This is a genomic window from Streptomyces sp. TAA040, assembly GCF_000424845.1.
The window spans coordinates 28,495-55,098 of record NZ_AUKR01000008.1; the positions used below are offsets into that span (position 1 = coordinate 28,495).

Consider the following 26,604-nt stretch of genomic DNA (forward strand, 5'->3'; position numbering starts at 1 on the left):
CCGGCCGCACCGGCCGCACCGGCCGCACCGGCCGCACCGGCCGCACCGGCCGCACCGGCCGCGCCGGGCCGGCGGCACCCGCCTGCCGGCACGGTGGCGCCGGCCGCGTACCGGCGGGCGGGTGCGCGAGGATGGAGCGGGCCTGCTCGGCGCGCGGCGGACCCGCACACGGACCGCCGCGTCGGGCCGGTTCGGCAACGCACACGGACGATTCCGGGAGTGAAGGCATGGGACGGGTCACCGAACGCCGCCGCGTCGTGCGGGTCCGCGACGGTGCGGTCAGCACCCGACCGGACACGCTGGTCGCCGAGGAACCACTGGAGATCCGGCTCAACGGCAAGCCGCTGGCCGTGACCATGCGCACCCCGGGGGACGACTTCGCACTGGCGGCCGGGTTCCTCGTGAGCGAGGGCGTGCTCGCCGGGGACGCGGAACTGGCGAACATCGTCTACTGCGCGGGGGCCACCGAGGACGGGTCCAACTCCTACAACGTGGTGGACGTGCGGCTGGCCCCCGGGGTGCCGGTGCCCGACATCGCCCTGGAACGCAACGTCTACACCACCTCCTCCTGCGGACTGTGCGGCAAGGCCAGCCTGGACGCCGTGCGCACCACGACCCGCTGGCCGATCGGCGACGCGGCGTTCCGGGTCGGTCCCGAGCTGCTGTACGCGCTGCCCGACCGGCTCCGGGAGGCGCAGCGGGTCTTCGACCGGACCGGGGGGCTGCACGCGGCGGCGCTGTTCGCCCCGGACGGCGAGCTGCTCGACGTGCGGGAGGACGTCGGTCGGCACAACGCGGTCGACAAGCTGGTCGGCCGCGCCCTGCAACAGGGCCGGCTGCCGCTGGCCGAGCAGGTGCTGCTGGTCTCCGGACGGGCTTCGTTCGAACTGGCCCAGAAGGCCGTGATGGCGGGCATCCCGGTGCTGGCCGCGGTGTCCGCACCGTCCTCGCTGGCGGTGGACCTCGCCGCCGAGGCGGGCCTGACCCTCGTCGGCTTCCTGCGCGGCACCTCCATGAACGTGTACACGGGCGAGCACCGGCTCGCGCTGGGCGCGGCCGCCGGCCCGGCCTGACTCCCCCTCGGGTCCTCCCCGCCTCCCCACCTCCCCGCCACCGCCCTCCACGCCTCCCGGCTTCCCGGGCCGGGAGGCGGCGCCCGTCTCCGCAACGCCCTCCTCGCGGGGGCCTGCGGCGTTTTCTTCACGTGAGAGCCGGGAGTCCGATAGCGTCACGAAGCTGGGCGCTCGGGCGCTTCGGCGCAGGACACCGAGGAGAGCAGCCATTGCGCGAGTTCACCGTTCCCGCCCAGGCCACCGCGCCGAAGGTCGGCGGGCTGGCGGACACCGTCTTCGAGTACGCGGGCACCGACCCGGAGCGCGTCGCACTGGCCCGCAAGGACCCCTCCGGGCAGTGGCAGGACGTGACCGCGGCCGAGTTCCGCGACCAGGTGCTCGGCCTCGCCAAGGGGCTGCTGGCCCAGGGAGTGCGGTTCGGCGACCGGGTGGCCCTGATGTCCCGCACCCGCTACGAGTGGACGCTGTTCGACTTCGCGCTCTGGTCGGTGGGGGCCCAGTCGGTTCCGGTGTATCCGACGGCGGCGACGGAGCAGGTGTACTGGATCCTGCACGACGCCCAGGTCTCGGCGATCCTCGTGGAACACGAGGACCACGCGATGACGATCGGTTCGGTGGTGCACCGGCTGCCGCTGCTCCAGCGGATGTGGCAGTTGGACGCGGGGGCCGAGAAGGAACTGCGGGCGGCCGGAGCCGCCTTGGAGGACGAGGTCGTCCGACGGCACCGGATGGCGCTGACCCCTGACAGCGTTGCCACCGTCGTCTACACCTCGGGCACCTCGGGCCGTCCCAAGGGGTGCGTGCTCACGCACGCCAACTTCATGACCGAGTGCGACGCCGTCCTGGAGCGGTACGAGCACGTGTTCCGGTCCGGCCCGGACGGCGACGATCGGGCGTCCACCCTGCTGTTCCTCCCGCTGGCCCACGTGTTCGGACGGATGGCCCAGGTCGCCGCCGTGCGGCACCGGGTGAAACTCGGGCACCAGTCGGAGATGTCCGCCGACGCGCTGCTGCCGGACCTCGCCGCGTTCCGGCCCACCTTTCTGGTGGCCGTGCCGCACCTCTTCGAACGGGTGCACCGGGCGGCGCGGCGCAAGGCCGAGCGGGAGGGCAGGGAGGCGGTCTTCGACAAGGCCGAGGAGGTGGCGGTGCGCTACGCGGAGGCAGTGGAGCTGAGGGCCTTCGGTGACGGGCCGGGCCCGGGGGCGGCGCTGCGGGTGCAGCACCAGATGTACGACCGGATGGTGTATTCCAGACTCCGGCAGGCGCTCGGCGGTCGCTGCCGCCACGCGATGTCCGGCGGCTCGGCGATGGACCGGCGGCTCGGCCTGTACTTCGACGGCGCCGGCCTGCGGATCTTCGAGGGGTACGGGCTGACCGAGACCGCCGCCGCCGCGGTCTCGAACCCCCCGGAGCGGGTGCGCTTCGGGAGCGTCGGCCGTCCGCTGCCGGGAACCACCGTGCACCTCGCGCACGACGGCGAGGTGTGGCTGCACGGCGACCACGTGTTCCGGGGGTACCACAACCTGCCCAAGTCGACCGCCGCCGCGTTGCACCGGGGCTGGCTGGCGACCGGGGACCTGGGGCGCCTCGACGGCGAGGGGTACCTCACCCTCACCGGACGGAAGAAGGAGCTGCTGGTGACGGCGAGCGGCAAGAGCGTCTCGCCGTCCGTGCTGGAGGACCGGGTGCGCACGCATCCGCTGGTCGACCGGTGCGTGGTCGTCGGCAACGACCGCCCGTTCGTGGCGGCGCTGATCACCCTGGATCCCGAGGCCGTGTCGCACTGGCTGGCGATGCGGCGCAAGCCCGAGCTTCCGGCGGCCGAGCTGGTCAGGGACACCGAGCTGGAGGCCGAGATCCGCCGGGCGGTGATCGCCGCGAACACCCGGGTCTCCCAGGCGGAGGCGATCCGCACCTTCCGGATACTGGGCACCCGGTTCACCGAGGAGCAGGGCATGCTGACCCCCTCCCTGAAGCTGCGGCGCGGGGCGATCGAGCAGGCCTACGCGGGCGAGATCGAGGCCCTCTACCAGCGGTCGACGTGACCCGGTCCCGAAGGACCGGGCACGAAGGCGGTGCCGGGCCGGCTGCCGGGGTGCCCGCGCCGGACCATGATGAACTGCGGTTGCGCGGCCCGTACAGGAATGCGACGGGGTGTTTCGGGGTTCCCGTGAGGTGTACGTACACACGCCATCGAGATGAGGACCGCCCGCACGTGAGCACTCTTCCGACCATCACTTTGAACAACGGTGTCGCCATGCCGCAGCTCGGCTTCGGCGTCTGGCAGGTCCCGGACGGCGAAGCGGAGGTCGCGGTCGGCCGCGCGCTGGAGTCCGGCTACCGGAGCATCGACACCGCGGCGGTGTACGGGAACGAGCGGGGTGTCGGCAGAGCCGTCACCGCCTCGGACGTGCCGCGCGACGAGCTGTTCGTCACCACCAAGCTCTGGAACAGCGACCACGGCCAGGACAACGCGCTGCGGGCCTTCGACGCCTCGCTGGACCGGCTCGGGCTGGAGTACGTGGACCTGTACCTGATCCACTGGCCGCTGCCGATGTTCGACAGCTTCGTGGACACCTGGCGCGCCTTCGAGCGGCTCCACGCCGAGGGGCGGGCCCGGGCCGTCGGCGTCTCCAACTTCCAGCCCCACCACCTCCAGCGGCTGCTGGACGAGACGACGGTGGTACCCGCCGTCAACCAGATCGAGCTGCACCCCAGCCTCCAGCAGGAGCAGGCCCGCACCTTCCACTCCGCGCACGACATCGCCACCGAGGCCTGGTCCCCGCTGGGTCAGGGCAAGGCGATCCTCGACGATCCGCAGATCGCGGCGGTCGCCGAGAAGCACGGACGGACGGCGGCGCAGGTCATCCTCCGGTGGCACCTCCAGCTGGGCAACGTGGTGATCCCCAAGTCCGTCACCCCCGAGCGCATCCGGGCCAACATCGACGTCTTCGGCTTCGAGCTGGACACCACCGAGATGAACGCCCTCGCCTCGCTGAACACCGAGACCCGTCTGGGCGCCGACCCGGACAAGGAGGACACCCGCTGACGCGGCCCCGCGCTCCTGGCCCCCGGGGCCGCGACGTGCCCCGTGCCGCCGTGCGCCGCGTCCCTGCCGAATACGGCGCACCGTGACACGGGGCACAGTGGTGCTGCGGACCAATCCTCGGCACCGGCTGCGACGAATACCGCACGAAGCCGGCAAGAGGAGGAGTCAGATGGTGTCCAGCACGCCAGCGGACCGCGGTAGCCCCGCGGCCCCGTCACGGGCCGGAAGGCGGGCCGTATGAGGGAGTCCGTCCACCTGGCCGGCACCGCGGAGTCCGGGCCGGATCTTCACGCGCTGATGGCCGACGTGGCACGCGGCGACACCGAGGCGTTCGCCGCGGTGTACGACCGGGTCTCCGGCCCGGTGCTCGGGCTGGTGCGCAGTGTGCTGCGCGACCCCGCCCAGGCCGAGGAGGTCGCCCAGGAGGTCCTGGTGGAGGTGTGGCGGTGCGCCGTGCACTTCCAGCCGGACCGGGGCACCGCGATGGCCTGGGTCATGACACTGGCCCACCGCCGGGCGGTGGACCGGGTGCGCTCCGCCCAGGCCGCGACCGACCGCGAGCACCGGGCGGCGCTGCTGGACCGCACGCCCGCGTTCGACGAGGTCACGGAGCAGGTGGAGGCGCGCCTGGAGCGGGAGCAGGTCCGCCGGTGCCTGCGCAACCTCACCGAACGCCAGCGCCAGTCGGTGACGCTGGCGTACTACCGCGGACTCACCTACCGCGAGGTCGCCGATCTGCTGGCGCTCCCGCTGGGCACCGTCAAGACGCGGCTCCGTGACGGGCTCATCCGGCTTCGCGACTGCCTGGGGGTGAGCGCATGACGAGCGCCGATCTGCACACGCTGACGGGTGCCTACGCACTCCACGCGCTGTCGGCCACCGAGGAGGAGCAGTTCGAGCGGCATCTGGCCGCCTGCGAGTCGTGCGCCCGCGAGGTGGCCGAGCTCGCCGAGACCGCCGAGCGGCTCGGACGGGCGGTGGCCGTGACCCCGTCCGCGGAGATGAGGTCGCGGGTGCTGCGGCGGATCACCACCGTGCGCCAGGACCCGCCCAAGGTTCCCGGAGCGGGTTCGGCTCCGGTGCGGACGGTGCGCAGGGCGCGGGCGCTGTCCCGGCTGGTGCTGGCCGCGTGCCTGGCGGGCGCGGCCGCCTTCGGTGGAATTGCGGTCTGGCAGTACCAGGCCGCCGAGGACGCCAGGCAGCGGGCGCAGCAGGTCGAGGAGCGTTCCGAGGAGCTGGCGCGGGTGCTGGCCGCCCCGGACGCGAAGTCTCTTTCGGGTGAACTGCCGGGCGGAGCGACCGGCAGCGTGGTCGTCTCCGAGAGCCGGGACCGGGCGGTGTTCCTGGCCTCCGGGATGCCCGAGGCTCCCAGCGGCAAGGTCTACCAGCTCTGGTTCAACGACAACGGCACCATGCGGTCCGCGGGTCTGATGCCGCAGAGTGCATCCACCGGCGCGGTGCTGATGGAAGGGGACGTGGGCGACGCCTCCGGCATGGGCATCACCGTGGAGCCGGACGGCGGGTCACCGGAGCCCACCTCCGACCCGCTGGCCGAGATGGAGTTCCCGGCGGCCTGAGGCCGCCGCGGCCCCCGTCGGCTCCTCGCGTCCGTGGCCCTGCGCCCCACCCTCGGCGGTGGGGCGCAGGGCCACGGGCGGCCGGCCGGGGAAAGCGCGCAAACGCGGCGAACGAGTTTCGGGAGTGATTCGGTGAGTGTGTCCGTGGTGCTGTTCACGTCGGACCTGCGGGTGCACGACCACCCGCCGCTGCGGTCCGCGCTGCAGGAGGCGGACGAGGTGGTGCCGCTGTTCGTCGTCGATCCCGACGTCGAGGCGGCCGGTTTCGCGGTACCGAACAGGCGCCGGTTCCTCGCCGAGAGCCTGGCCGCGCTGGACCGCGCGTTGCGGGCGCGCGGCGGCCGGTTGGTGGTCCGCTCGGGTCCGGTGGACCGGGAGGTGCGGGCGGTGGTCGACGCCACCGGGGCGGACCGGGTGCACCTCGCCGCGGGGGTGAGCGGTTTCGCCCGGCGGCGCGAGCAGCGGCTGGAGGAGGCACTGGACGGGACGGGCTGCGGGCTGCGGGTGCACGACGCGGTCGTGACGGCTCTGCCGCCCGGCGCCGTCACCCCCGCCGGCAACGACCACTTCGCCGTCTTCACCCCGTACTTCCGCCGGTGGGCGGCGACCGGGGTCCGCGGGACGCTGCCGGCCCCCCGCGCGGTGCGGGTCCCCGAGGTCCGTTCGGCGGCGCTGCCGAGCATGGAGGTGCCGGGCACCTCACCGGGTCTGGCGGCCGGCGGCGAGGCGGAGGGCCGGCGGCGGTTCGAGCGGTGGCTGCGCGGCGGTCTGCGGGAGTACGGGGAGCGGCACGACGACCTGCCCGGCGACGCGACGTCCCGGCTCTCCCCGTACCTGCACTTCGGCTGCCTCTCCCCGGTGGAGCTGGTGCGGCGGTCCGGTGAGCGCGGCGGCCCGGGTGCCGAGGCCTTCGTGCGGCAGCTCGCCTGGCGGGACTTCCACCACCAGGTGCTGGCCGCGCGCCCGCACACCTCCCAGGCCGACTACCGCGGCAAGCACGACCACTGGCGGGACGCGTCCGAGGCGGCCTCGGACATCGAGGCCTGGCAGGACGGGGCGACGGGCTACCCGCTCGTGGACGCGGGCATGCGGCAACTGCGGCACGAGGGATGGATGCACAACCGGACCCGGCTGCTGACGGCCGGCTTCCTGACGAAGACGCTGTACGTGGACTGGCGGATCGGCGCCCGCCACTTCCTCGACCTGCTGGTGGACGGCGATGTGGCGAACAACCAGATGAACTGGCAGTGGATGGCCGGCACCGGCACCGACACCCGGCCGAACCGGGTGCTGAACCCGGTGACGCAGGCCAAGCGCTTCGACCCGGACGGTTGCTACGTACGCCGCTGGGTGCCGGAGCTGGCCGACGTCCCTGGCGGGCGGATTCACGAGCCCTGGAAGCTGACCGGACTCGACCGGGCCCGGTTGGACTACCCGGACCCGATCATCGCGCTGGCCGACGGGCTGACCCGCTTCAAGCAGGCCCGCGGCGTCGACTGAGCGGCCCCGGCGCCTCGCCCCTCCGTCCCGCCCCGCCCCCGTCCGGCTCCGGAGCCCTCCCGGGCCCGCGGGGCCCGGACTCGCGCGGCGGGGGACGGGGCGGTTCAGGAGGTGCCGCGCTCCCCCGCGGCCGGCCCCTTCGGCTTCGGCGGCAGCGGGAAGAACCCGCTGGTCCGGGCGACGTACTCGGCATAGCCCGGCCGCTCGGCCATGTGCCGCTCCAGCATCGGCTTGCCGCTGCCCTTCGTCAGCAGGTAGGTCATCACCAGGGGTGACACCACCGTGAGCAGCACCGGCCAGTCACCGAGCGCGACCAGGAAGAGACCCCACCAGACGAGGAAGTCGCCGAAGTAGTTCGGGTGCCGGGTGTACCGCCACAGGCCGCGGTCCATCACCTGTCCGCGGTTCGCGGGGTCCGCCTTGAACCGGGCCAGCTGGTGGTCGCCGACCGCCTCGAAGAACAGGCCCACCAGCCACAGCAGCACCCCGGCTCCGGCGAGCACGCCGAACCGCCCGGGGGCGTACTGGCCGGCCTGGACGGGCAGCGAGACCAGCCAGACCAGCACGCCCTGGAGCAGGTACACCTTGCGCAGCGCGTAGGCGTTCCGGCTGCCCGGCGCCTTGTCGAGCATCCGCTCGTACCGCGGGTCCTCGCCGTGGCCGCGGCCGCGCCGGCCGATGTGCACCGCGAGCCGGACGCCCCAGGCCGCGGTGAGCACGGTCAGCACCACGCGCCGGGTATCGTCCGCGTGTCCGGCGGAGAGCGCGAGGGTGACCAGCGCCACCACCGCGAACCCCAGCCCCCAGGCGACGTCCACGATCCGGTGCAGGCCCTTGACCAGCGCCACACAGAAAGTCAGCAGCAGCACGGCGAGCGCCGCCCCGAGCGCCACGGCGAGGTTGACGCCGAAGGCGCCCCAGTCGAATCCGTTCATCGTGCACCCTCCTGCGGGGCCGGCGCACCGGCCCCGGCGCGTGTCTCCCCGGCGTACCAGTGCGACGGGCTGCCGGACATGCCGCTGTCGCCCTGCGCGGAGGGCCGGACGGCGAGGATCTGGTCGAGGCCCATCCGCCCCTCCTCGAAGGCGAGGGCCCCGCCGACGAGGTACAGCCGCCACACCCGGGCCGTTTGCACGCCCACGAGGGCCGCGAACTCGTCCCAGCGCTCCTCCAGAGTGCGGTGCCAGGCACGCACCGTGTGCACGTAGTCCTCCCGCATCGCCTGGACCGAGCGAACCTCCAGTCCCGCGCCCTCCAGCAGGGCCACGGTCTCGCCGAGCGGCCTCATGTGCATGTCGGGCGCGATGTAGGACTCGATGAACGCGCCGCCGCCCGGTGCATCCGCCCCGCGGGACATCTGCTGGACGAGCACCCGGCCGCGCGGGAGGAGCCGGCCGTGCAGCATCCCGGCGAAGCCCGGGTACTCGGCGTCACCGACGTGTTCGCCCATCTCGATGGTGGAGACCGCGTCGAAGCGTCCCGCCCCGATGTCCCGGTAGTCGCAGAGCTGGACGTCCACCCGGTCCTCCAGCCCGCGTTCCCGCGCCCGGGCGCGGACGAAGTCCGCCTGCTCGGCCGCGAGGGTGACGGCGGTGACCTCGGCCCCGTGGTGCTCGGCGGCGTGGAGGCTCAGCGACCCCCAGCCGCAGCCGACGTCCAGCAGCCGGCTGCCCGGCCGCAGCGCCAGCTTGCGGCAGACCAGTTCCAGCTTGTCGCGCTGGGCGTCGGCCGGTCCGTAGCCGGGGTCCGCGGGGTCGGCCGTCCAGTACCCGCAGGAGTAGGCCATCGAGTCGTCCAGCAGCAGCCGGTAGAAGTCGTTGGAGAGGTCGTAGTGGTGGCTGATCGCGTCCCGGTCCCGCGCCTTGCTGTGCAGATCGCCCCGGAGCCGCGCCTGGGCGGCGGGTGCGGGCGGACGGGGCCCGACCGCACCGAGCCGCAGAGCGGTGCCGGCCGCGGTCGCGAGCAGCCGCCAGTCGCCCGGCCCGAGCCGGGGCGGGCGGACCCGGCCCTCCCGCACGGCGCCCCACAGGGTGCGGAAGCCCTCGGTGAGGTCGCCTTCCACGTCGATCTCACCCGTGACGTACGCCTGCGCGAGCCCCAGCTCGCCCGGTTGCCACAGCAGTCTGCGCAGGGCGCGCCGGGACCGGATCACGACCACCGGGCCGGAGGCGGGCCCGGCCCGGCTGCCGTCCCAGGCCCGGACGCCGACCGGCAGCGGGCCGCCGGTCAGCCGGCTCAGCAACCGGGCGAGTCGGGGTGCTGCCTGGCTCACGAGGTGCTCTTCTCCTTGTTCCGTACGGGGTCGGGGGTACGCGGCACGCCCCGGGCCGCGCGGTGTGCCGTGGCGGGTGCGCGGTGGGTGAGCACGAACTGCTGGACGTCCAGGTAGCGGCCGTGGAACCCGGCCTCCGAATAGGCCAGGTAGAGGGTCCACATCCGCTGGAAGGTCTCGTCGAAGCCCAGCCGGGAGACCTCGGCCGCCCGGGCGGTGAACCGCTCCCGCCACAGCCGGAGCGTCTCGGCGTAGTGCGGACCGAAGCTGTCCCGGCGGGCCACCCGCAACCCGGTCTCGTGGGCGGTGATCTCCTCGACCGCCTCGACGGAGGGCACGAGGCCGCCGGGGAAGATGTACTTCTGAATCCAGGTGAAGGTGTCCCGGGAAGCCGTCATCCGGTCGTGGGGCATGGTGATGGCCTGGAGGGCGATCCGGCCGCCCGGGGCGAGGAGCCCGTCCAGGGTCCGGAAGTACGCCGGCCAGAACTCGTGGCCGACCGCCTCGATCATCTCCACGCTGACGACCGCGTCGAATGCGCCGGTCACCTCGCGGTAGTCGGACAGCAGCACGGTGACCGCGTCCGCGTGCCCGGCCTCCTCGACCCGGCGGAGGGCCAGCTCGCGCTGCTCGGCCGAGAGGGTGACGGTCACCACCTCGGCGCCGCGTCCGGCCGCGCGCAGTGCCAGCTCCCCCCAGCCCGTCCCGATTTCCAGCAGTCTGGTACCCGGGCCGACCCCGGCCAGGTCCAGCAGCCGGTCGATCTTGCGGTGCTGGGCCGCGGCGAGCCGGTCGTACTCCGCGGGCAGACCGCGGAAGACGGCAGCCGAGTAGGACATCGTCTCGTCGAGGAACAGCGCGAACAGCTCGTTGGAGAGGTCGTAGTGCCGCTGGATGTTCTCCCGCGAGCCCTCCGGGGTGTTGCGCTGGGAGCCGGGCTGCCGCAGCGCCCAGAGACGGCGCAGCCGCTGGAGGGCGGGCGGCACCAGGGTGCCGAGGTTCTCGGCGAAGACGGTGAGTGCCCCGACCAGGTCAGGCGCGTCCCACTCGCCCGCCATGTAGGACTCGCCGAACCCGATCAGCCCGCCGGTCCCGACCCTGCGGTAGAACGCCTCCGGGTCGCGCAGCTCCACCAGCGGACCGCCGCGGCCGAGCGAGCTGCCGTCGGGGAACCGTACCCGCAGGGGCAGCCGGGAGAGCATCCGGCGCACCAACCGCTCGGTGACCAGCACGCGCGCCCGCGAGGCGCGCGGCACGACTGCCACATCGGGCCAACGGGCGGCGTCGACCGCCGTGGGCTCTGTGTACACGGGCACGCTCACTCCACACCCTCCTGGGGGCTGTGTCGGGGACGGGGACGCACGGACAGGCCGCGCAGGTACAACCGGACGCCGTGCGCCCGGATGGCGGCCGACACCGCGAGGGTCGGCCAGGGGTGCCGGCCCGCCGCCCGCAGCAGCGCGGGGGCGGTGGCGGGGCGACGGCTCCCGCGCAGGGTCGCGGTGAACGGACGACCGCCCTCCCGCTCCAGCCGGACGGTGACGTCGAGCCGCTCCCGGGGCACCGGCAGCCGCATCCGGTAGCCGCCGTCGACCGGGAAGAACGGCGAGACGTAGAACTCCTTGGGCACCCGGGCCCGGTGCGCCGCGTCGGGACGCAGCAGGTAGCAGTGGCGCTCGCCGTAGGTGTTGTGCACCTCGGCGACCACGCACTCCTGGACTCCGTCCGGCCGGTGGCACCAGTAGAGGGTGAGCGGGTTGAAGACGTGGCCCAGGACGCGGGCGTTGGCCAGCATCCGGACCGGTCCGCCGTCCAGGTCCACTCCGCGGGCGGCAAGGAACCTGTCGAGCCCCGCCCTGATCGTCGGTGCGGTGCCGCCGAAGTGGTCGCGGGCCTCGAACCGGGCCAGCGGTCGCAGCAGCCGGGGCAGCCGCGGCGGCCGGTCCGGATCGACCAGCCACATGTACGTGCGGTGCCGCACCACGTGCCGCACCGGGCCGGTCCGTACGTGCACCACCTCGGCGGAGTACAGGCCGGGCCCGGGCACGGGCGGGACGGCCCCGGCGGACGCGGCGCCCTCCGACGGTTCCGCCGCGGGCGCGACGGGGCCCGTGCCGCGCGGGTACGGGGCGGGGGTCACCAGTCCACCCCCAGCGCGCGGGCGGCGGCGGCCCCCGACCGGCAGCCGTCTTCGTGGAACCCCCACCCGTGGTAGGCGCCCGCGTAGGCCGTGACGGCGGTGGCGAGCGACGGCAGCCTGCGCTGCGCCGCCACCGACTCCGGTGTGTAGACGGGATGTTCATAGACCATCCGGGACAGCACCCGGGCCGGGTCGACGCGTTCGGTGCCGTTGAGCGTGACGACGTACCGGGTGCCCCGGTCCGGCCCGCCGCCGCCCGACTCGGGCAGCCGCTGGAGCCGGTTCATGTCGTAGCTCACCCTGACCCCGTCTGCGGAGGTGTCGCAGGACGGCATCAGGTAGTTCCAGGAGGCGCGGGCGCCGCGGCTGCGCGGCAGCAGGGCGGTGTCCGTGTGCAGCAGGGTGGGGTTGCGGGAGTACCGGAAGGCACCGAGCACGTCCCGCTCCTCGTCGGTGGGGTCGGCGAGCAACCGGAGCGCCTGGTTCGGGTGCACCGCGACGACCACCGCGTCGAAGTCCTCGGCGTCCCCGTCCGCGGTGGTGATCCGCACGCCGTCGGCGGTCCGCCGCACGCGGTGCACCGGGGTGGACGTGCGCACCCGGTGGAGGCGCTCGGCGATCCGCCCCACGTACTCGCGGGACCCGCCGCTGACCGTGCGCCAGGTGGGCGACCCGGTGACGCTGAGCATGCCGTGGTGGTCCAGGAAGCGGAACAGGTAGCGGGCGGGGTAGCGCAGCGCCGTCCGCGGGGTGCAGGACCACACCGCCGAGACCACCGGCGTCATGAAATGGGTGACGAAGTACGGGGAGAAGCGGCCGCGCGCCAGGAACTCGCCGAGTGTGAGCCCCGCGGCGCTGCCGTCCGCGAGGACCCGGCGGGCCTGCCGGTGGAAGGCCGGCACCTCGGCGAGCATCCGCAGGTAGCGCGGGCGCAGCACGTGGCGCGGGCTGGCGAGCAGCCCCGCGGGGCCCCGGGCACCGGCGTACTCCAGCCCGCAGCCCTCGCAGCGCACGGACATGCTCATCTCCGACCTCTGGGTGGCGACCCCGAGCTCTTCGAACAGTCTGAGCAGGTTCGGGTAGGTCCGCTCGTTGTGCACGATGAACCCGGTGTCGATCCCCCGCACCCGCCCGTCGGCCGACACGACGTCCTGGGTGTGGGCGTGGCCGCCCAGCCGGTCGTCGGCCTCGTAGAGCGTGACCCGGTCCCGGCGTCGCAGTACGTAACCGGCCGTGAGGCCCGCGACCCCGCTCCCGATCACCGCTGTCCGCCGCTGCTGCCCTGCCATTCCGCTCCTCTCTCAGCAGGCCCGGAAAAAGCCTGTTACCAGGTCTTCGGCGCCGACGGCCGTTTGGATGGGTCCGGTCCGGCATTTTCTTCGGAGCGGCGGCGGATTGAATTCTTTCGGGTGAACGGCCAATCCGCAGACGGCCCTGCGCCGAATGCGGGGTGTGACGGAAGAAGAAGCAGCGACGACGCAGCGAGCCTCCGGGGCCGGTTCGCGACGCGGCCCGCGAGCACTGCGGGCGGGTGCGGCCGCACTGAGCGGGCTCCTCGCCGGCGGGGCCTCCCTCGGGGCCGCCGAGTTGTTCTCCGCCGCGATCCGGCCGCAGGCGAGTCCGGTGACGGCGGTGGGGAGCGCGGCGATCGACCGCACGCCCAGCGCGGTCAAGGACTGGGCCATCCGCAGTTTCGGCAGCTCCGACAAGCTGGTTCTCCAGGCGGGGATCCTGGCGGTCCTCGCCCTCTTCGCCCTGGCCGTCGGGCTCGTGGCCCTGCGGTACCGCTGGGCGGGGACGGCCGCCGTGCTGGCGTTCGGCGCCGTCGGCGCCGCGGCGGCCGCGAGCCGCCCGGACGGGGGTCCGCTCGACGCGCTCCCCTCGCTCGCCGGTGCGGCGGCCGGGGCCGTGGTGCTCCGGCTGCTGATCGACCGGCTGCACAGCCGTACCCGGTCCCCGGGTACCTCCGACGGGCAGCGGGCCGCCGCCGGTTTCGACCGGCGTGGATTCGTGGTCGCGGCCACTGCCGCAGCGGCTGCCTCGGCGGGCGCAGGCGTTCTGGGTCGGCGTCTGAACGAGTCCAGCGGGGCCGAGGCAACCGCGTCCCGGGCGGACGTCCGGCTCCCGGAGCCGGCGTCCCCCGCGGCGCCGATCCCGGGCGGTGCCGACCTCGGCATCGACGGGGTCGCCCCGTTCGTCACCCCGAACAAGGACTTCTACCGGGTCGACACCGCCCTGGTGGTGCCGAAGGTGGACGCCACGACCTGGAAGCTGCGCATCCACGGCCGGGGCGTCCGGCGCGAACTGGTCCTGGACTACCAGGACCTGCTGCGCCGCGACCTGATCGAGCGCGACATCACGCTGACCTGCGTGTCCAACCAGGTCGGCGGCCCGTACGCCGGGAACGCGCGCTGGATCGGCGTACCGCTGGCGGACCTGCTGCGGGAGGCCGGCGTACGCGCCCCCTCCGCCGGCGGCCCGGCGGATCAGCTGGTCGCCCGGTCGGTGGACGGCATCACGCTGGGCTCCCCGGTCGAGACGGTGCTGGACGGCCGGGACGCCATGCTCGCGCTGGGCATGAACGGGGAGCCGCTGCCGCTGCGGAACGGATTCCCCGTCCGGATGGTCGTGCCCGGCCTGTACGGCTACGTGTCGGCCTGCAAGTGGCTGACCGAGCTGGAGCTGACGACCTTCGACGACTACGACGTGTACTGGGTCAAGCGGAGCTGGGCGCGACGCGCGCCGATCAAGACCCAGTCGCGCATCGACACTCCCAAGCCACTGGCCTCCCCGGAGTCCGGCACCGTGCGGGTCGCGGGCGTCGCCTGGGCCCAGCACCGCGGCATCGACCGGGTGGAGGTGCGGGTCGACGAGGGCCCGTGGACCGAAGCCCGGCTGGCCGCGGAGCACACCGCCGACACCTGGCGGCAGTGGACGTGGGACTGGCCCGCCGAGTCGGGGCGCCACCGGCTGGAAGTCCGGGCGACCGACGGCGACGGCCGCACACAGACCGCAGAGCGCGTCGGGACCGTCCCCGACGGCGCGACCGGGCGGCATTCGGTGGTGGTCAACGTGAAGTGACCACCGACCCGCATGCGCACTCGTACCCGTGTCCCCGGGGGCTCCGACAGGCGGAGCTCCCCACCCACCCAGGAGAAAACCCATGAACAGCCACCGCATCCGTCGCAGCGCGATCGCGATCGCCGCCGCCGCCATCCTCCCGCTGGGCATCACCGCCTGCTCCTCCGACGACTCCGAGGACACCGCCGCCGCCGAGTCCTCGGCTCCGGCGAACAACGAGTCGGACGCCACCGAGGAGACCGGGGAAGAGGACGCGGGCGCGGACCAGGCCGGCACCGAGCCGTTCGGCGCCGCCTGCGAGGCCGTACCGGAGGAGGGCGACGGCAGCTTCGACGGCATGGCGCAGGCCCCGGTCGCCACCGCCGCCTCGAACAACCCCGAACTGTCCACGCTGGTCTCCGCCGTTCAGGAGGCGGACCTGGTCGACACGCTGAACAGCGCCGAGGACATCACCGTCTTCGCGCCGGCCAACAGCGCCTTCGACAAGATCCCCGAGGGCGACCTGGACGCGCTGCTCAAGGACAAGGAGCAGCTCACCAAGGTCCTGACCTACCACGTGGTCGGCGAGCGCCTGGCGCCGGAGGACCTGGAGGAGGGCGACTTCGAGACCCTGGAGACCAGCAACCTGACCACCGCCGGTTCGGGTGAGGAGTACCAGGTCAACGACGAGTCGAACGTGGCCTGCGGCAACGTCCAGACCGCGAACGCCACCGTCTACATCGTGGACACCGTGCTGATGCCGAAGTCCTGATCCGCACCCCGTGGCCGGGAAGTGCGGGGCCGGTGCCCCTGCCTCCCGGTCGCTCGCGGCACGGCACGCGCGAAGGCGCCGCCCCGGTTCGTCCGGGCGCGGCGCCTCCGCGCGTCCGCTCCGCTCCGGCCCGCGCGGGGCGCCGGGCGGAAGGCCGCGGGCCGCACGGGCGGGGCCGGGCCCCTGGGGCATATTGCCGCGCACCGTTCCGCACCGTAATTTCGGGACATGGACCTGGAGTTGCGGCATCTGAAGGTCATCAGGGCGATCGACGAGGCCGGCAGTCTCACCCGCGCGGCCACCTCGCTCGGGCTGGCCCAGTCCGCCCTCAGCGGTCAGCTCAAGCGCATCGAACGCGGGCTGGGAGGTGCGCTGTTCGTGCGCGACCGCGCCGGCGCGCGGCCCACGCCGCCGGGCGAACTCGTTCTGGACCGAGCCCGGGTGCTGCTCCCGGCCATGCGGCAGTTGCAGGAGGACGCCCAGCGCTTCGCCCACTCCTGGAACGACGTGCCGCGCTTCCGCCTCGGCGGTACCCACGGACCGCTGCTCGGCGGCCTGGTGGACCGGCTGACGTCGATGCAGCCCGACGCGCCGGTGACCACCTTCCCTCCTGGTCCGTTCAGGAGATCTGCGACCTCGTCCTCGCCGACCGCCTGGACTTCGCCCTGATCGGGGTCTGCGGCGACAGCGTGCCGCCCGCTGCCGACGCACTGCGGTGGCACCGGGTGGGCACCGACCCGGTCTTCGTGATGCTCTCCGAGGACCATCCGCGCGCGACCGAGAGCGAACTCGACCTGGGCAAGCTCGCGGGTGAGCGCTGGGCGAACGCGCCGGGCGACGGCTGCTTCGGCGACTGCTTCACGGCCGCCTGCACCCGGGCCGGGTTCGCTCCGCTGACCGTCTACGAGACGGACACCTCCTCCTGCGCCCACCTGGTGCAGGTCGGCCGGACGGTCGGGCTGTGCCGGGCCACCTTCCTCCCGACTCCCGGCATCGTGACCGTGCCGCTGCTCGGCATCCCGCTGAGCTGGCGGCACCTGTCGTGGCGCACCACCCGGACTCGCCGGCCGCCGGTGGCGCCCCCGCGGTGGCGCGGCACGCGCACCAGGCCCGTGGGTCGCGGGCGGTGGCCGGCGCTCGGGGGGGCCGGAGCGGGAGCGCGAAAGCGGGCTCGGAGCAGGGCGGTTCCGGGGGCGAGCGGAGATCCATCACGCCACGAGAGGGATTCAATGGCAGGTTCACGCCAACATGACCCCGCGGCTGGCTTGCTGTCTGCACCCCCTGCACCGAGGAGAGACCCCCGTGCTCCACAGACGCAGCGCGGTCGCCGCAGCAGCCGCAGCGATCACGGCCCTCGGCATCTCCGTCCTCCCGTCGACCGCGGGAGCCCAGGAGGCCGCCGGCGCTCCGGCGGCCGATGCCGCCAGCAAGGCACCCGCGGCGATGCTCGCCGCCATGGAACGCGACCTGGGCCTCATGTCCGCCCAGGCCGAGCGGCGGGTCGCGAACGAGGCGGAGGCCGGTGAACGGGCCCCGGCACTCGCCCGGGACCTCGGAACCGCCCGGTACGCCGGGTCCTGGGTCAGCGGGCCGACGGCCGAACTCGTCGTCGCCATCACCGACCGCGCCCGGGCCGCCGCGATCACCGCGGCTGGCGCCGAGGCGAAGGTCGTCACGCACAGCCTGAAGTCACTCGACGCGGCGGTCGCGAAGCTGGACCGGACCGCGGCCGAGCACAACTCCCGCTCCGCGTCCGTCCGGTACGTCGATGTCCGGGCCAACAGCGTGGTCGTCCGGACGGCGAAGCCCGCCGAGGCCGCGAAACTGGTCGAGAAGAGCGGGGTCGACGCCGACGCGGTCCGCATCGTCGAGTCCGACGAGAAACTGCGCACCCTCTACGACCTGATCGGCGGGCAGGCCTACTACATCAACAACTCCGGCCGGTGCTCGATCGGTTTCGCGGTCCGCCGCGGCTCCACCCCCGGGTTCGTCACCGCGGGCCACTGCGGCCGGCCCGGCGACTCCGCCCAGGGCCACAACCGGGTCAGCCAGGGCACCTTCCAGGCCTCCTCGTTCCCCGGCCGGGACATGGCCTGGGTCGCGGTGAACAGCAGCTGGACGCCGACCGCGCGCGTCCAGGGCACCGGGTCCACCGTCGCCGGCTCCACCCAGGCCCCGGTCGGCTCCTCGGTGTGCCGCTCCGGTTCCACGACCTGCTACCAGCCCGTCAACCCCATCCTTTCGGCCTACGGGCTCAGCCTCGTGACCGGCTGACCCGACCGCACCACAGGCCGACAGAGCGCAAGGCCGTCGACAGGCCGACGGAGCGGAAGGCGGAACGATCGAGCCCGCCGGTTCCGCGCCGGCCCGGGGACCCCCCGTCACCCGGCCGACGCGGAGCCAGTGCGTTCCGGGCCGGTCAGGCTCCGCCGTGGCCCGCGGCGACGGCCTCGATCCGCCGGGCCAGCCGCAGGTCCGACTCCGTGATCCGGCTGCCCGCACTGTGCGTGGTCACCTCGACGGACACCTCGCGGTAGCCCAGCGAGACCTCGGAGTGGTGGTTCAACTCCTCCTGGATCACCGCGATGTGCAGCACCATCGCGGCCGCCTTCAGATGCCCGTCGAAGGCGTAGGTCCGGGCGAGCCCGTCCCCGACGGCCCGCCACCCGGTCAGCTCGGCCAGTGCCGACTCGATCTCTTCCTGGGCCAACGGCTCGGGGGGCATACGGCGCTCCTGGGGACGAGGGTGCATCGGGATCACCAGCCTAAGGGCTGTCCCGTAATCCCCGGTGGATGAGCGCACGGCGTCAGATGCGGTGCATCGCAAGGCGGAGGGACATCCGCCTACTGGTCGTCTGTGGGTGTTCCGACAACGCGGCGAGGTGCGGTAGCCGGCGCCGTGCGCCCGCCGGGGATTACGGGACGGCCCTCGGCGCTGCCGCCCCCGAACGCCCCGCAACCCGCCCGCTGGACGCCCCGCCACCCCGCTCCGCGACGCCCGGGTCCGTGGCCCGGAGGTCAGGACGGCTCGGACAGCCATCGTCGGAAGACCGCGTGCACCGCCTCGGCTCCGGCCAGGGTCTCGCCCGGCGGAACCGGCGGGGAGAGCTCCCGCGGGTGCATCAGGAACGCCAGCGACTGCTCGCCGCCCAAGCCGCCGTGCGAGCCCGTCTGCTCCTCGAAGGGCAGCACGTCCCCGGTGGCGGGGTCCACCACCGAGTTGACCATGATGTCGGCGGCGTTCGCGAAGCCGCTCGTCCGACGGACGACGGCGGCCGCGTGCGGGCCGAACGGCTCCAGCGGGTCCGCCCCGACGACCTTGCCCGAGTCGAGTCGGTGCTCCGCGCCGTGCGACCCCAGCACCACTGGGCCGTGCTCCGCGCTGTGCACCAGGACGAACCCGATACCGGGGTGGCCGGCCAGCGCCGCGAGCAGCGCCGGATGGCGGTCCTCGATCTCCTCGCGGCAGGCGCGGCCCGGGGTGCCGGGGAACGAGACCAGGCCCAGGTTGCCCGAGGCCAGCACGACCGGCCCCGGTCCGGCCGGCCGGCTCGGCTCCTCGCCCGGCCCCTCCTCGGGGCGGTGCAGAGCGGCCCGGGCCGAGGCGCGGGCCTCGGCACCGCTGGCCGAACGGCGCGCGCTGCGCCGTACCGGCAGCCCGCAGGCCGCCCGCACGAGGTCCTCCAGACCCAGCCCGTAGCGGGCCGCGAAGGGGGTGCCCGCGCTCTGCCCGTGGTCGGACAGTAGGACAACCCGGTACGGGCGCGGCGCCCTGGCGGCGGCACCGATGACGAGCGCCACCGACCGGTCGATGCGCCGCAGCACCTGGTCGGTGTCGCGCCCCCGCGGGCCGGAGTGGTGCGCCACCTCGTCATAGGCCACCAGGTCGGCGTAGACGGCGGTGCGCCCGGAGAGCATGTCGCCCACCACCGCGGCCACCACCACGTCCCGCTCCACCACCGTGGCGAACGCTCTCAGCAGCGGGTACAGCCCGGCCCGCCCGACCCGCGGCATCTCCCGGCGCACCGCGGACCGCAGCGCCTGGCCGAGTTCACGGAAGACCTCGGCCACGAAGGAGACCGCGGTGCGGGTGGCGTTGGCCGGGTCCCGGAAGTAGGCGAAGTACCCGGCGCGGGAGCGCTGGTGGCGCTGCCTGCGAGCGGCGACCGACAGCACCAGCGCCACTTCGGCCGCCCCTCCGCTGAACAGGTTGCCGCGGCTGGCGCCGTCCCGGGCCAGCAGTCCGCGATCGCGGGTGCGTTCCTGTGCCCGTCGCTGCAACTCGGCCGCGCCCGAGGGCCGGTTGCTGACCAGTACGTCGCCGGACTCCTTCTCGTACCAGCGGAAGGCGGGCACGTTCTCGCAACTGCCGTGCAGGATGCCCAATTGGCTGGCACCGGTCTGGCTGCTCCAGTCCGTGCGCCACGGAACGACCCGGTGGGTGTCGCGGCACATCGCCGCCAGGGTGGGCATCAGCGGCTCCTCGCCGGACATCGCGTCCCGCAGCACGCCGTGGCCCACACCGTCGAGCTGGAGGAAGAGCGTGCCGGGCCCCTGCGGGGGCGCGTCCCTTCCCGACCGGCGGCGCCGCCGGTCGGCCAGCCTCGCCAGGCGGCGCTGGTAGGCCTCGTCGTCGCGGACGGCCAGGAAGGTGCTGGTCGCCGAGGAGGCCGCGGACATGGCGGCGGCGACCAGCACGGTCACACCGGCGTCCGGAGCCGCCCGGCCCGGCACCACACTCAGGGCCACCCAGAGCAGCGAGCCGTTCAGGAAGAACACCAGCAGCCCCAGGACCAGCGCCGGCACCAGCAGCAGGGCCCGGACGACCACCGGCCACACCAGAGCGCCGAGCAGTCCGAAGACGCCGGCGCCCAGGGCGGCGGTCAGCCCGGACCGGGTGAGGCTCGCGTCGGCGTCCGAGCGCAGCGCGAAGTCCGGCAGCCCGGCCGCCAGCAGCACCAGCGTGGCCGTGGAGACCGACCAGACGGCCAGCATCCGCAGCACCCCGGCACCCAGCCTCCGCCAGGACTGCATCCGAGGCGGCACCGGTCTCCCTCCCCCCGTCACCGGGCTCCCCTCGCCGCCGCCGACCGGCGTCGGCGGCCCCGGGACGATCGGGGGCCCTGCCGGACATTCCACACCATGGGCGGCGGGGGTGCGAAGCCCGGCATCGAGCCCCGCCGGAGCGCGGCTCGCGCGGGGCGCGGGTGGTGGTGGAGGGCACGCGGCCGGCGTCGAGCCCGTAAGCTCGGTGCGGACGCGCGAGGAGCGGCCGGGTGTCGCGGCGGGGCCCCGGGCCGTTCGTCCCGGAACGAGGAGCGGAGGAGTCACGTGCCCGTCGAGATCACCTGGTGGGGGCACGCGACCGCCATGATCCGCGACTCGGGCACGCGCGTACTCACGGACCCGCTGTTCGCCCGGCGGCTCGCACACCTGCGGCGCCGTCGGGGCCCACTGCCCGCGCCGGAGACGGTCGCGGCCGACGCGGTGGCCGTCTCGCACCTGCACGCCGACCACCTGCACCCCCCGTCGCTGGCCCGGCTCGCGCCGGGGACGATGCTGCTGCTGCCGCGCGGTGCGTGCGCGGTGGTGCCCGGACTGCGCCGGGCCACCCGGCACCTGGCGGTGCAGGAGGTCGGCCCGGGCGATCGGGTCGAGGCCGGCCCGCTGGCAATCCGGGCGGTCCCCGCCGCGCACGACGGCCGCCGGCTGCCACTGGGGCGGCACCGGTCGCCCGCGCTGGGCTACGTCGTCGAGGGCGAGTCGACCACCTACTTCGCAGGTGACACCGGCCGGTTCTCCGCCCTGGCGGAGGAGGTGGGGCCGGTGGACGTGGCGCTGCTGCCGGTCGGCGGCTGGGGTCCGTTCCTCGGCGAGGGCCACCTCGATCCCGAACGGGCGGCCGGAGTGCTGGCGGAGCTGTGTCCGTCGAGCGCAGTGCCGGTGCACTACGGCACGTACTGGCCGGTCGGGCTGGACGCGATCCGCCCGCACGAGTTCCACTCCCCGGGCGACGAGTTCGTCCGCTGGGCCGGCCGGTTGGCTCCCGGCGTCCGGGTGGTGCCGCTCTCCCACGGCGAACGCGTCCTGCTGGCGGGCGCGGAGTGAGCGGCGACCAGACGTCCCCGGTGCTGTCGGCGCTGCCGGGCCTCTCGGAACTGCCGGGCCTCTCGGAACTGCCCGCGCTGCCCGGTCTGTCGACCTCCCCTGCGCAGCAGGCCGCCGGGTATCCCGCGCTGTTCCTCCTGGTGGTGCTGGGAGCGCTGGTCCCGGTGGTGCCCACGGGTGCGCTGGTGAGCGGCGCCGCGGTGGTGGCGTACCACTCGGAGGCGCCGGTCACCTCGCTGGCCGGGGTGTTCGCCGTCTCCGCTCTCGCTGCCCTCACCGGCGACCTCGCCCTGTACGGGCTGGGCTCCGCAGGCCGCCGCGGTGCGGGCCGCGGCGTCCGCTGGCTGGACGCGTTGCGGGCGCGGTCGGCGCCCGAGCGGCTGGAGGTGGCGATGCACCGGCTCCGGGAGCACGGCGTCCTGGTGCTGGTCGTCTCCCGGCTGGTACCCGCCGGCCGGATCCCGGTCATGCTGGCGTGCCTGCTCTCGGGGATGCCGCTGCGGCAGTTCGCACGCGGCGCGGCGCCCGCGGCCGCCGCGTGGACGGTCACCTACGCACTGATCGGGATCGTCGGCGGTTCGCTGTTCCCCGAGCCCTGGCAGGGCGTGCTGGCCGCGGTGGCACTCACCCTGCTGGTCGGCGCGGTGCCCGTCCTGCAACGCCGGGTGCGCGGGTCGGATTCCACCCGGCCGCCCCGGACCGGCGCCGCGTAGCCGCGGCACCGCTGCGTGAGGCGGGGCCCCTCCGGAGCCGGGCGCCCGCACTACGGTTCAGACCCCCGCGCCGCTTCCCGCGTCCCCGGCGAACCCGTGGGCCGCCTCCCCGGCGCCCGGGGCGAGCAGGTCGGTCAACGCCGCCGCCTGCTGCGCTCCGGACGGGTCGTCGGACCCGGGGCGGCCCGATGGCACGGTCCCGTCGACCTCTGCGGCGGCCGGGTGCCGGGCTTCGGTGGACAGGGCCGCACGGAGCGCGCCGGGGTCGTCACCGAAGCGGTGCCCGCCGCGTGCCGCGGCGCCGAGCCGCAGGACGAGTGCGGCCTCCAGCGTGGCGGAGTCGCCGATCCCGCGTGCGGCGAGCACGGGACGCAGCGGTTCCAGGTCGAGGTAGAGGCTCCGGCTCAGGTGGGGCGGGCGGCAGAGGCCGCCGGCCGCCGTCACCGCCCGCTGCACCACCGCCGCTCGGCGACCGTGCTCGCGGGCCACCCGCGCCGCTCGCTCCCGGAGAGAGGCCGGTTCCCCGAGTGCCTCGGTCGCGGCACGGGCCGCAACTTCGGGGAGCCGTGCGTTCAGTGCCTCCAGTGCGGCACGCGCCGTTCCGGCGAGCGTGCGCCCCTGCCCGGCCGCGGGCAGCCGGGCGATGCCGACCGGCAGGTCCGGGGCGAGCAGAGCGGCGTCGAGCCGGAGCAGCACGACGACGCAGTCGGTGTCGCCGGTGGCCGTGTGCAGCATCTCGGCCGGGCTGACGGTGATCGTGTCGTGCAGACGGTGCGAGGTGTCGCGCCAGCTCTCGTCGCTGACGAGCAGCAGGTGCTCGCCGGCGGCGGCCTCGCAGACCTCGTGCAGCAGCTCGGGAGGAACGGCGGTTCCCGTCGGCTCGTCGGCGACGGAGAGCACGAGGACGCCCGGAGCTCCGCCCGCGGCACGGGCCCGGTGCACGGTCTCCAGCAGGGCGAAGGGGTCCGGGACCCCGCCGCACTCGGCCGGCACCGGGACGCGGTGGACCGGGGAGCCGAGCAGCCGCGCCTGCGGTCCGTACCAGTCGGCGCAGGGGCGCGGGAGCAGCACGTCGCGGCCGCCGCCGGTGGCGGCGAGCAGGGAGAGGAGCAGGAGCGGCGCGCCGGGCGCCACGAGCACCTGGTCGGGCTCGGTGGGCAGGCCGCGGCGGTGCCAGTAGCCGCAGGCCGCCTCCGCGACCCGCTCCTCCGGGTGCTGACCGTGCATCGTTCCTCCACCGCCTGCCGCCGGGTCCCGTGGGGGTCCCGTTCAGCATCGCAGAAGGACTGCTCCGGCGCGCCTCCTCCGGTTCCGTGTTCCGCCCCGTCCGGACCGGCCGGGCCCCGGGCCGCTCGCTCAGGATTCCCGGCGCAGGCGGCGCAGCTGCTGCTCGATGCCCCGGCCGCGGGAGTGCACCACACGGTCGGCCAGGACGGAGAGCTTGCGGTTGGACTGCTGGGAGAGTTTGCGCAGGAGCGTGAAGGCCTCCTCGCTGTCGCAGCCCAGGACGTGCATGAGGATGCCGCAGGCCTGGTCCACGACGGGACGGGAACGCAGCGCCTGGTCGAGCTGGTCGGCCTCCAGCAGCTTCTCCCGGTACCGGCCGTCTCTGACGATCTCGCCGGCGACGAGGTCGCCCAGCACGGCGGTCACGCCGTCCACGGCCTGCTCCGGCTTGCGCGGCCGGAAGCCGTGGACGGTCAGGGTGATCGTCAGGCCGTCCCGGGCGCTGGGCACGGTCGCGACGGACCGGAGGCCGGCGTCCAGGGCCAGCGCCCGGTACCGCGGCCAGCGGCTCTCGTGCAGCAGGTCCTCCGAGCCGCTCGTGGTTCCGCTGCGCAGTGCGGCGGTTATCGGGCCCTGGCCGTCCTCGCGGTCGATGTCCACCAGCGAGGAGAGGTCGGGGTGGGTGAGCGCGAACTCCGCCTGCGACCAGTCCGGCACCAGATCGGTGGCGGATGCTGTCACGACGACCCCGCTGCAGTCGTGCCGGGCGCGGCTCACCCGCACGGCGAGTCGCGCCAGACTGCGGGCGGTCGATCCGCCCTCGGGCTCCGGAGCGGAGCCCCCGGGGGCCGTCTCGAAGGGGGTGTTCTCGCAGGGGGCGGGCATCGCGTCGGTTTCCTTAGGGCTCAGTTGACACGCTGAACATCAGTGCGTCTTCCCGATCACCCGGGGTCGAAAACTGTCAACGGCTTCACCCGTTCGGGCTACATTGACGCCATGGCCCCCTCGACGGACTCCGCCGCGAAGCGTCGGCACAGCGAACGTGATGCTCCCGCACAGAACGAACTGCTCAAGTCGGTGTTCCAGCAGCTACCGCTTCCGCTCGCGCTCCTGGAGCAGGACACCGTCGTCAAACGACTGAACCAGGCGGCGACCGAGCTGTTCGGCGCCCGGAACGGCCCCGCCGTGGGCCGGGGCCTGTCCGGGACGCTCGCGCACTCGGCGCGCGAGGACTTCCGCGCCTCCGTGGCTGCGGTGGCCGGCGGCGGGGGCGGGCGCAGCCTGCTGGTCGAACTGCTGCGGCCACCGGAGCAGGGGGGCTGGACGGGAGGGGCGCTGCGTAGCACGCTCGTCCCGCTCCGGTTGGCGAAAGAGCCGGACTCGGTGGTGCTGGCGGTGTTCCAGCAGGCCACCGCGCCACCCGCTCCGCGCGGCGACCGGGGAGCGGCCGCCCGGGCCGGGCGACCGCTCGACCTCGGGGCGGTCGCCCGGTACACCGAGCTGATGGACCTGGTCGACGGGACCACCGCCGCCCTGCTGCGGGCGGAATCCCGGGCGGAGCTCGCCCGGTCCCTCGGACGGGTGCTCCACCCGGGATTCGCCGACTGCGTCATCGTCGACTGGGCCCGCTCCGACGGCACGGCGGAGCGGGCGGCGGTCGTCGACGACCGCGCCTCGTTGCGCGACAGGATTCTCGCTCAGCTCCCGGAACGGTCGCCGCTGGTGGCCGCGGCCCTGAGCCAGGGGACGGAGGCGCTGCACGTCTCCCCGGAGGATCCGGAACTGCTGGGCCGTGACGGCGAGGGCTCCTCCCTGCTGACGGCGGCCGAGGTGGGCTCGGCGCTCTGCGTGCCGCTGCGGGAGGGCGAGGAGAGCTCGGTGCTCGGAGTCCTGACCCTGCTCCGCTGCGGAGCAAGCCGGGCGTTCGAGCTGGGCGAGGCATCCGTGACGGGACGGATCAGCCGCCACGTGGCGCTGGCCCTAGGCCGCCTGTGAAGCCGCCCGCCGCTGGTGGGCGCGGGGGCCCTCCGCCTCGATCTGGTCGTGCAGCCGGTCGCAGGTGCGGCTGATGAGCCGGGACACGTGCATCTGTGATATTCCCAGGTGCTCGGCGATCCGACTCTGGGTCATGTCGCAGAAGAAGCGCAGGTAGAGGATCTCCCGCTCCCGCTCCGGCAAGGCCCGCAGACGGGGGCCCGCGGACTCCCGGGCGAGCACCAGGTCGAAGCCCGGCTCGCTGGCCCCCAGCGCGTCGACCAGGGAGTAGCCGTCGTCGGCACCCGGGAGCTCGGCGTCGAGCGAGAGGGTGCTGTAGCTCTCCAGCGCCTCCAGCCCGACCCGGACCTCCTCCTCGGTCAGCCCGGTGTGCTCCGCCAGTGCCTCGACCCGGGGACCGTGGTCGTCCAGGCCGCTGCTCAGCTCGCGGTAGGCGGTGCGGACCCGGTTGCGGAGCTCCTGCACCCGGCGGGGCACGTGCAGCCCCCACAGGTGGTCGCGGAAGTGCCGCTTGATCTCGCCCACGATGGTCGGGACGGCGTAGCTCTCGAAGGCGCAACCGCGCGCCGGATCGTACCGGGACACGGCCTTCACGAGGCCGAGGGAGGCGACCTGCTCAAGGTCCTCCAGCGACTCGCCGCGATTGCGGAAGTTACGCGCGAGTCGACGGGCCATCGGGACCCAGGCCTTGATCAGCTCCTGCCGGAGCACCTCGCGCTCGGGGCCCTCCGGCATGTCGACGAGGCGCTGGAAGTCCTCGGCGGTGTCCGGCGCGTCATGGTGCGAGTGCCGAGCGTGCCGAGCACGTGTTTGTACGGGTGCCACTGTTGATCACTCCCGCGGATTGGATTGCACTGGCGGTGAACGCCGCAGAAGCTGAGAGAGCTCGGACCGAGCAGTCAGCGCCGGAAGCAGTCGTTCGCCTCCGCGGCTGTGCCTCCAGTCCGAAGCACGTAGGTTCGATTACCCGGGCACCCGACTCCAAAACAACGTTTCCGAATCGGTTCCTCCGGATACTTGACTTGGCGCCGCCGACCGGAGTCGCGTGGTGCGATGATCAGGTGTGATGTCGGGGGTGTGGGAACCCGACAAGGAGCTGAAGACAAACCTCCCAG

22 protein-coding genes and 1 pseudogene are annotated in these 26,604 nt (G+C 74.1%); 13 read left to right on the top strand and 10 right to left on the bottom strand.

Features of this window, described 5'->3' with window-relative positions:
* Positions 1-227: 227 nt before the first annotated feature.
* The 6 genes from fdhD (at position 228) to H300_RS0108245 (ending at position 7,202) form a co-directional block, all read left to right on the top strand.
* The gene (gene fdhD / locus H300_RS0108220; protein WP_028427049.1) at positions 228-1,073 is read left to right on the top strand and encodes a formate dehydrogenase accessory sulfurtransferase FdhD; all 846 of its coding nucleotides are present in this window, start codon (positions 228-230) and stop codon (positions 1,071-1,073) included.
* A 209-nt stretch (positions 1,074-1,282) separates the two neighbouring features.
* Positions 1,283-3,121, top strand: a complete 1,839-nt coding sequence (locus H300_RS0108225; protein WP_028427050.1) for a long-chain fatty acid--CoA ligase — start codon at positions 1,283-1,285, stop codon at positions 3,119-3,121.
* A gap of 170 nt (positions 3,122-3,291) precedes the next feature.
* Positions 3,292-4,125 (top strand): aldo/keto reductase, encoded by an 834-nt coding sequence (locus H300_RS0108230; protein WP_028427051.1) that lies wholly within the window; start codon positions 3,292-3,294, stop codon positions 4,123-4,125.
* 237 nt (positions 4,126-4,362) lie between these two features.
* Complete coding sequence (locus tag H300_RS0108235) at positions 4,363-4,947, top strand: sigma-70 family RNA polymerase sigma factor (protein ID WP_028427052.1); 585 nt, start codon at positions 4,363-4,365, stop codon at positions 4,945-4,947.
* Positions 4,944-5,702, top strand: coding sequence for an anti-sigma factor (locus H300_RS0108240; RefSeq protein WP_028427053.1), 759 nt, complete (start codon positions 4,944-4,946; stop codon positions 5,700-5,702). Before H300_RS0108235 ends, H300_RS0108240 begins: the two co-directional genes overlap by 4 nt.
* 132 nt (positions 5,703-5,834) lie before the next feature.
* The gene (locus H300_RS0108245) at positions 5,835-7,202 is read left to right on the top strand and encodes a cryptochrome/photolyase family protein (protein WP_028427054.1); all 1,368 of its coding nucleotides are present in this window, start codon (positions 5,835-5,837) and stop codon (positions 7,200-7,202) included.
* A gap of 104 nt (positions 7,203-7,306) precedes the next feature.
* Here H300_RS0108245 and H300_RS0108250 read toward each other — a convergent pair whose 3' ends face one another.
* The 5 genes from H300_RS0108250 to H300_RS0108265 all read right to left on the bottom strand — a co-directional run bounded on the left by H300_RS0108250 (position 7,307) and on the right by H300_RS0108265 (position 12,903).
* On the bottom strand, positions 7,307-8,137 hold the full coding sequence (locus tag H300_RS0108250; protein WP_028427055.1) for a DUF1295 domain-containing protein: 831 nt from the start codon (positions 8,135-8,137) through the stop codon (positions 7,307-7,309).
* On the bottom strand, positions 8,134-9,474 hold the full coding sequence (locus H300_RS0108255; RefSeq protein ID WP_028427056.1) for an SAM-dependent methyltransferase: 1,341 nt from the start codon (positions 9,472-9,474) through the stop codon (positions 8,134-8,136). Before H300_RS0108255 ends, H300_RS0108250 begins: the two co-directional genes overlap by 4 nt.
* A complete protein-coding gene (locus H300_RS25695) occupies positions 9,471-10,796 on the bottom strand; it encodes a class I SAM-dependent methyltransferase (protein ID WP_486583658.1) in 1,326 nt (441 codons plus the stop codon). The genes H300_RS0108255 and H300_RS25695 overlap by 4 nt, the downstream gene beginning before the upstream one ends.
* Positions 10,793-11,521: a DUF1365 domain-containing protein gene (locus tag H300_RS25700; RefSeq protein ID WP_037979594.1), complete on the bottom strand. Its 729-nt coding sequence runs from the start codon at positions 11,519-11,521 to the stop codon at positions 10,793-10,795. Before H300_RS25700 ends, H300_RS25695 begins: the two co-directional genes overlap by 4 nt.
* An 89-nt stretch (positions 11,522-11,610) precedes the next feature.
* Positions 11,611-12,903, bottom strand: coding sequence for an FAD-dependent oxidoreductase (locus tag H300_RS0108265; protein WP_028427057.1), 1,293 nt, complete (start codon positions 12,901-12,903; stop codon positions 11,611-11,613).
* A gap of 154 nt (positions 12,904-13,057) precedes the next feature.
* Here H300_RS0108265 and H300_RS0108270 point away from each other — a divergent pair, with 154 nt between their 5' ends.
* The 4 genes and pseudogenes from H300_RS0108270 (at position 13,058) to H300_RS25710 (ending at position 17,720) form a co-directional block, all read left to right on the top strand.
* Positions 13,058-14,695: a molybdopterin-dependent oxidoreductase gene (locus H300_RS0108270; RefSeq protein ID WP_078515811.1), complete on the top strand. Its 1,638-nt coding sequence runs from the start codon at positions 13,058-13,060 to the stop codon at positions 14,693-14,695.
* 82 nt (positions 14,696-14,777) lie between these two features.
* Positions 14,778-15,446: a fasciclin domain-containing protein gene (locus tag H300_RS0108275; protein ID WP_028427059.1), complete on the top strand. Its 669-nt coding sequence runs from the start codon at positions 14,778-14,780 to the stop codon at positions 15,444-15,446.
* Between the two features lie 228 nt (positions 15,447-15,674).
* A pseudogene (locus H300_RS29930) lies at positions 15,675-16,698 on the top strand (LysR family transcriptional regulator).
* A 50-nt stretch (positions 16,699-16,748) separates the two neighbouring features.
* On the top strand, positions 16,749-17,720 hold the full coding sequence (locus H300_RS25710) for a S1 family peptidase (protein WP_051269774.1): 972 nt from the start codon (positions 16,749-16,751) through the stop codon (positions 17,718-17,720).
* 145 nt (positions 17,721-17,865) lie between these two features.
* Here H300_RS25710 and H300_RS0108290 read toward each other — a convergent pair whose 3' ends face one another.
* Together H300_RS0108290 and H300_RS25715 are read right to left on the bottom strand one after the other, a co-directional pair.
* On the bottom strand, positions 17,866-18,171 hold the full coding sequence (locus H300_RS0108290; RefSeq protein ID WP_028427060.1) for a 4a-hydroxytetrahydrobiopterin dehydratase: 306 nt from the start codon (positions 18,169-18,171) through the stop codon (positions 17,866-17,868).
* A 293-nt stretch (positions 18,172-18,464) separates the two neighbouring features.
* Positions 18,465-20,480 (bottom strand): phage holin family protein, encoded by a 2,016-nt coding sequence (locus tag H300_RS25715; RefSeq protein WP_037979599.1) that lies wholly within the window; start codon positions 20,478-20,480, stop codon positions 18,465-18,467.
* Positions 20,481-20,777: 297 nt separating this feature from the next.
* Between H300_RS25715 and H300_RS0108300 the strand changes: the two genes are divergently transcribed.
* Together H300_RS0108300 and H300_RS0108305 are read left to right on the top strand one after the other, a co-directional pair.
* On the top strand, positions 20,778-21,554 hold the full coding sequence (locus H300_RS0108300) for an MBL fold metallo-hydrolase (protein WP_028427061.1): 777 nt from the start codon (positions 20,778-20,780) through the stop codon (positions 21,552-21,554).
* A gap of 50 nt (positions 21,555-21,604) precedes the next feature.
* Positions 21,605-22,267: a VTT domain-containing protein gene (locus tag H300_RS0108305; RefSeq protein WP_037979601.1), complete on the top strand. Its 663-nt coding sequence runs from the start codon at positions 21,605-21,607 to the stop codon at positions 22,265-22,267.
* A 57-nt stretch (positions 22,268-22,324) separates the two neighbouring features.
* On the opposite strand, the gene H300_RS25720 is transcribed toward H300_RS0108305, so the two are convergent.
* Positions 22,325-23,494, bottom strand: a complete 1,170-nt coding sequence (locus tag H300_RS25720; RefSeq protein ID WP_051269777.1) for an aminotransferase class I/II-fold pyridoxal phosphate-dependent enzyme — start codon at positions 23,492-23,494, stop codon at positions 22,325-22,327.
* A gap of 129 nt (positions 23,495-23,623) precedes the next feature.
* The gene (locus H300_RS25725; protein ID WP_051269779.1) at positions 23,624-24,379 is read right to left on the bottom strand and encodes an ANTAR domain-containing protein; all 756 of its coding nucleotides are present in this window, start codon (positions 24,377-24,379) and stop codon (positions 23,624-23,626) included.
* Positions 24,380-24,490: 111 nt separating this feature from the next.
* Here H300_RS25725 and H300_RS25730 point away from each other — a divergent pair, with 111 nt between their 5' ends.
* Positions 24,491-25,489: a PAS domain-containing protein gene (locus H300_RS25730; protein ID WP_051269782.1), complete on the top strand. Its 999-nt coding sequence runs from the start codon at positions 24,491-24,493 to the stop codon at positions 25,487-25,489.
* Here the strand turns inward: H300_RS25730 and H300_RS0108325 are convergent.
* Entirely contained in the window at positions 25,475-26,314 is an 840-nt protein-coding gene (locus tag H300_RS0108325; RefSeq protein WP_028427063.1) for a SigB/SigF/SigG family RNA polymerase sigma factor, read from the bottom strand. The two genes, H300_RS25730 and H300_RS0108325, sit on opposite strands and share 15 nt — an antisense overlap.
* Positions 26,315-26,604 lie beyond the last annotated feature (290 nt).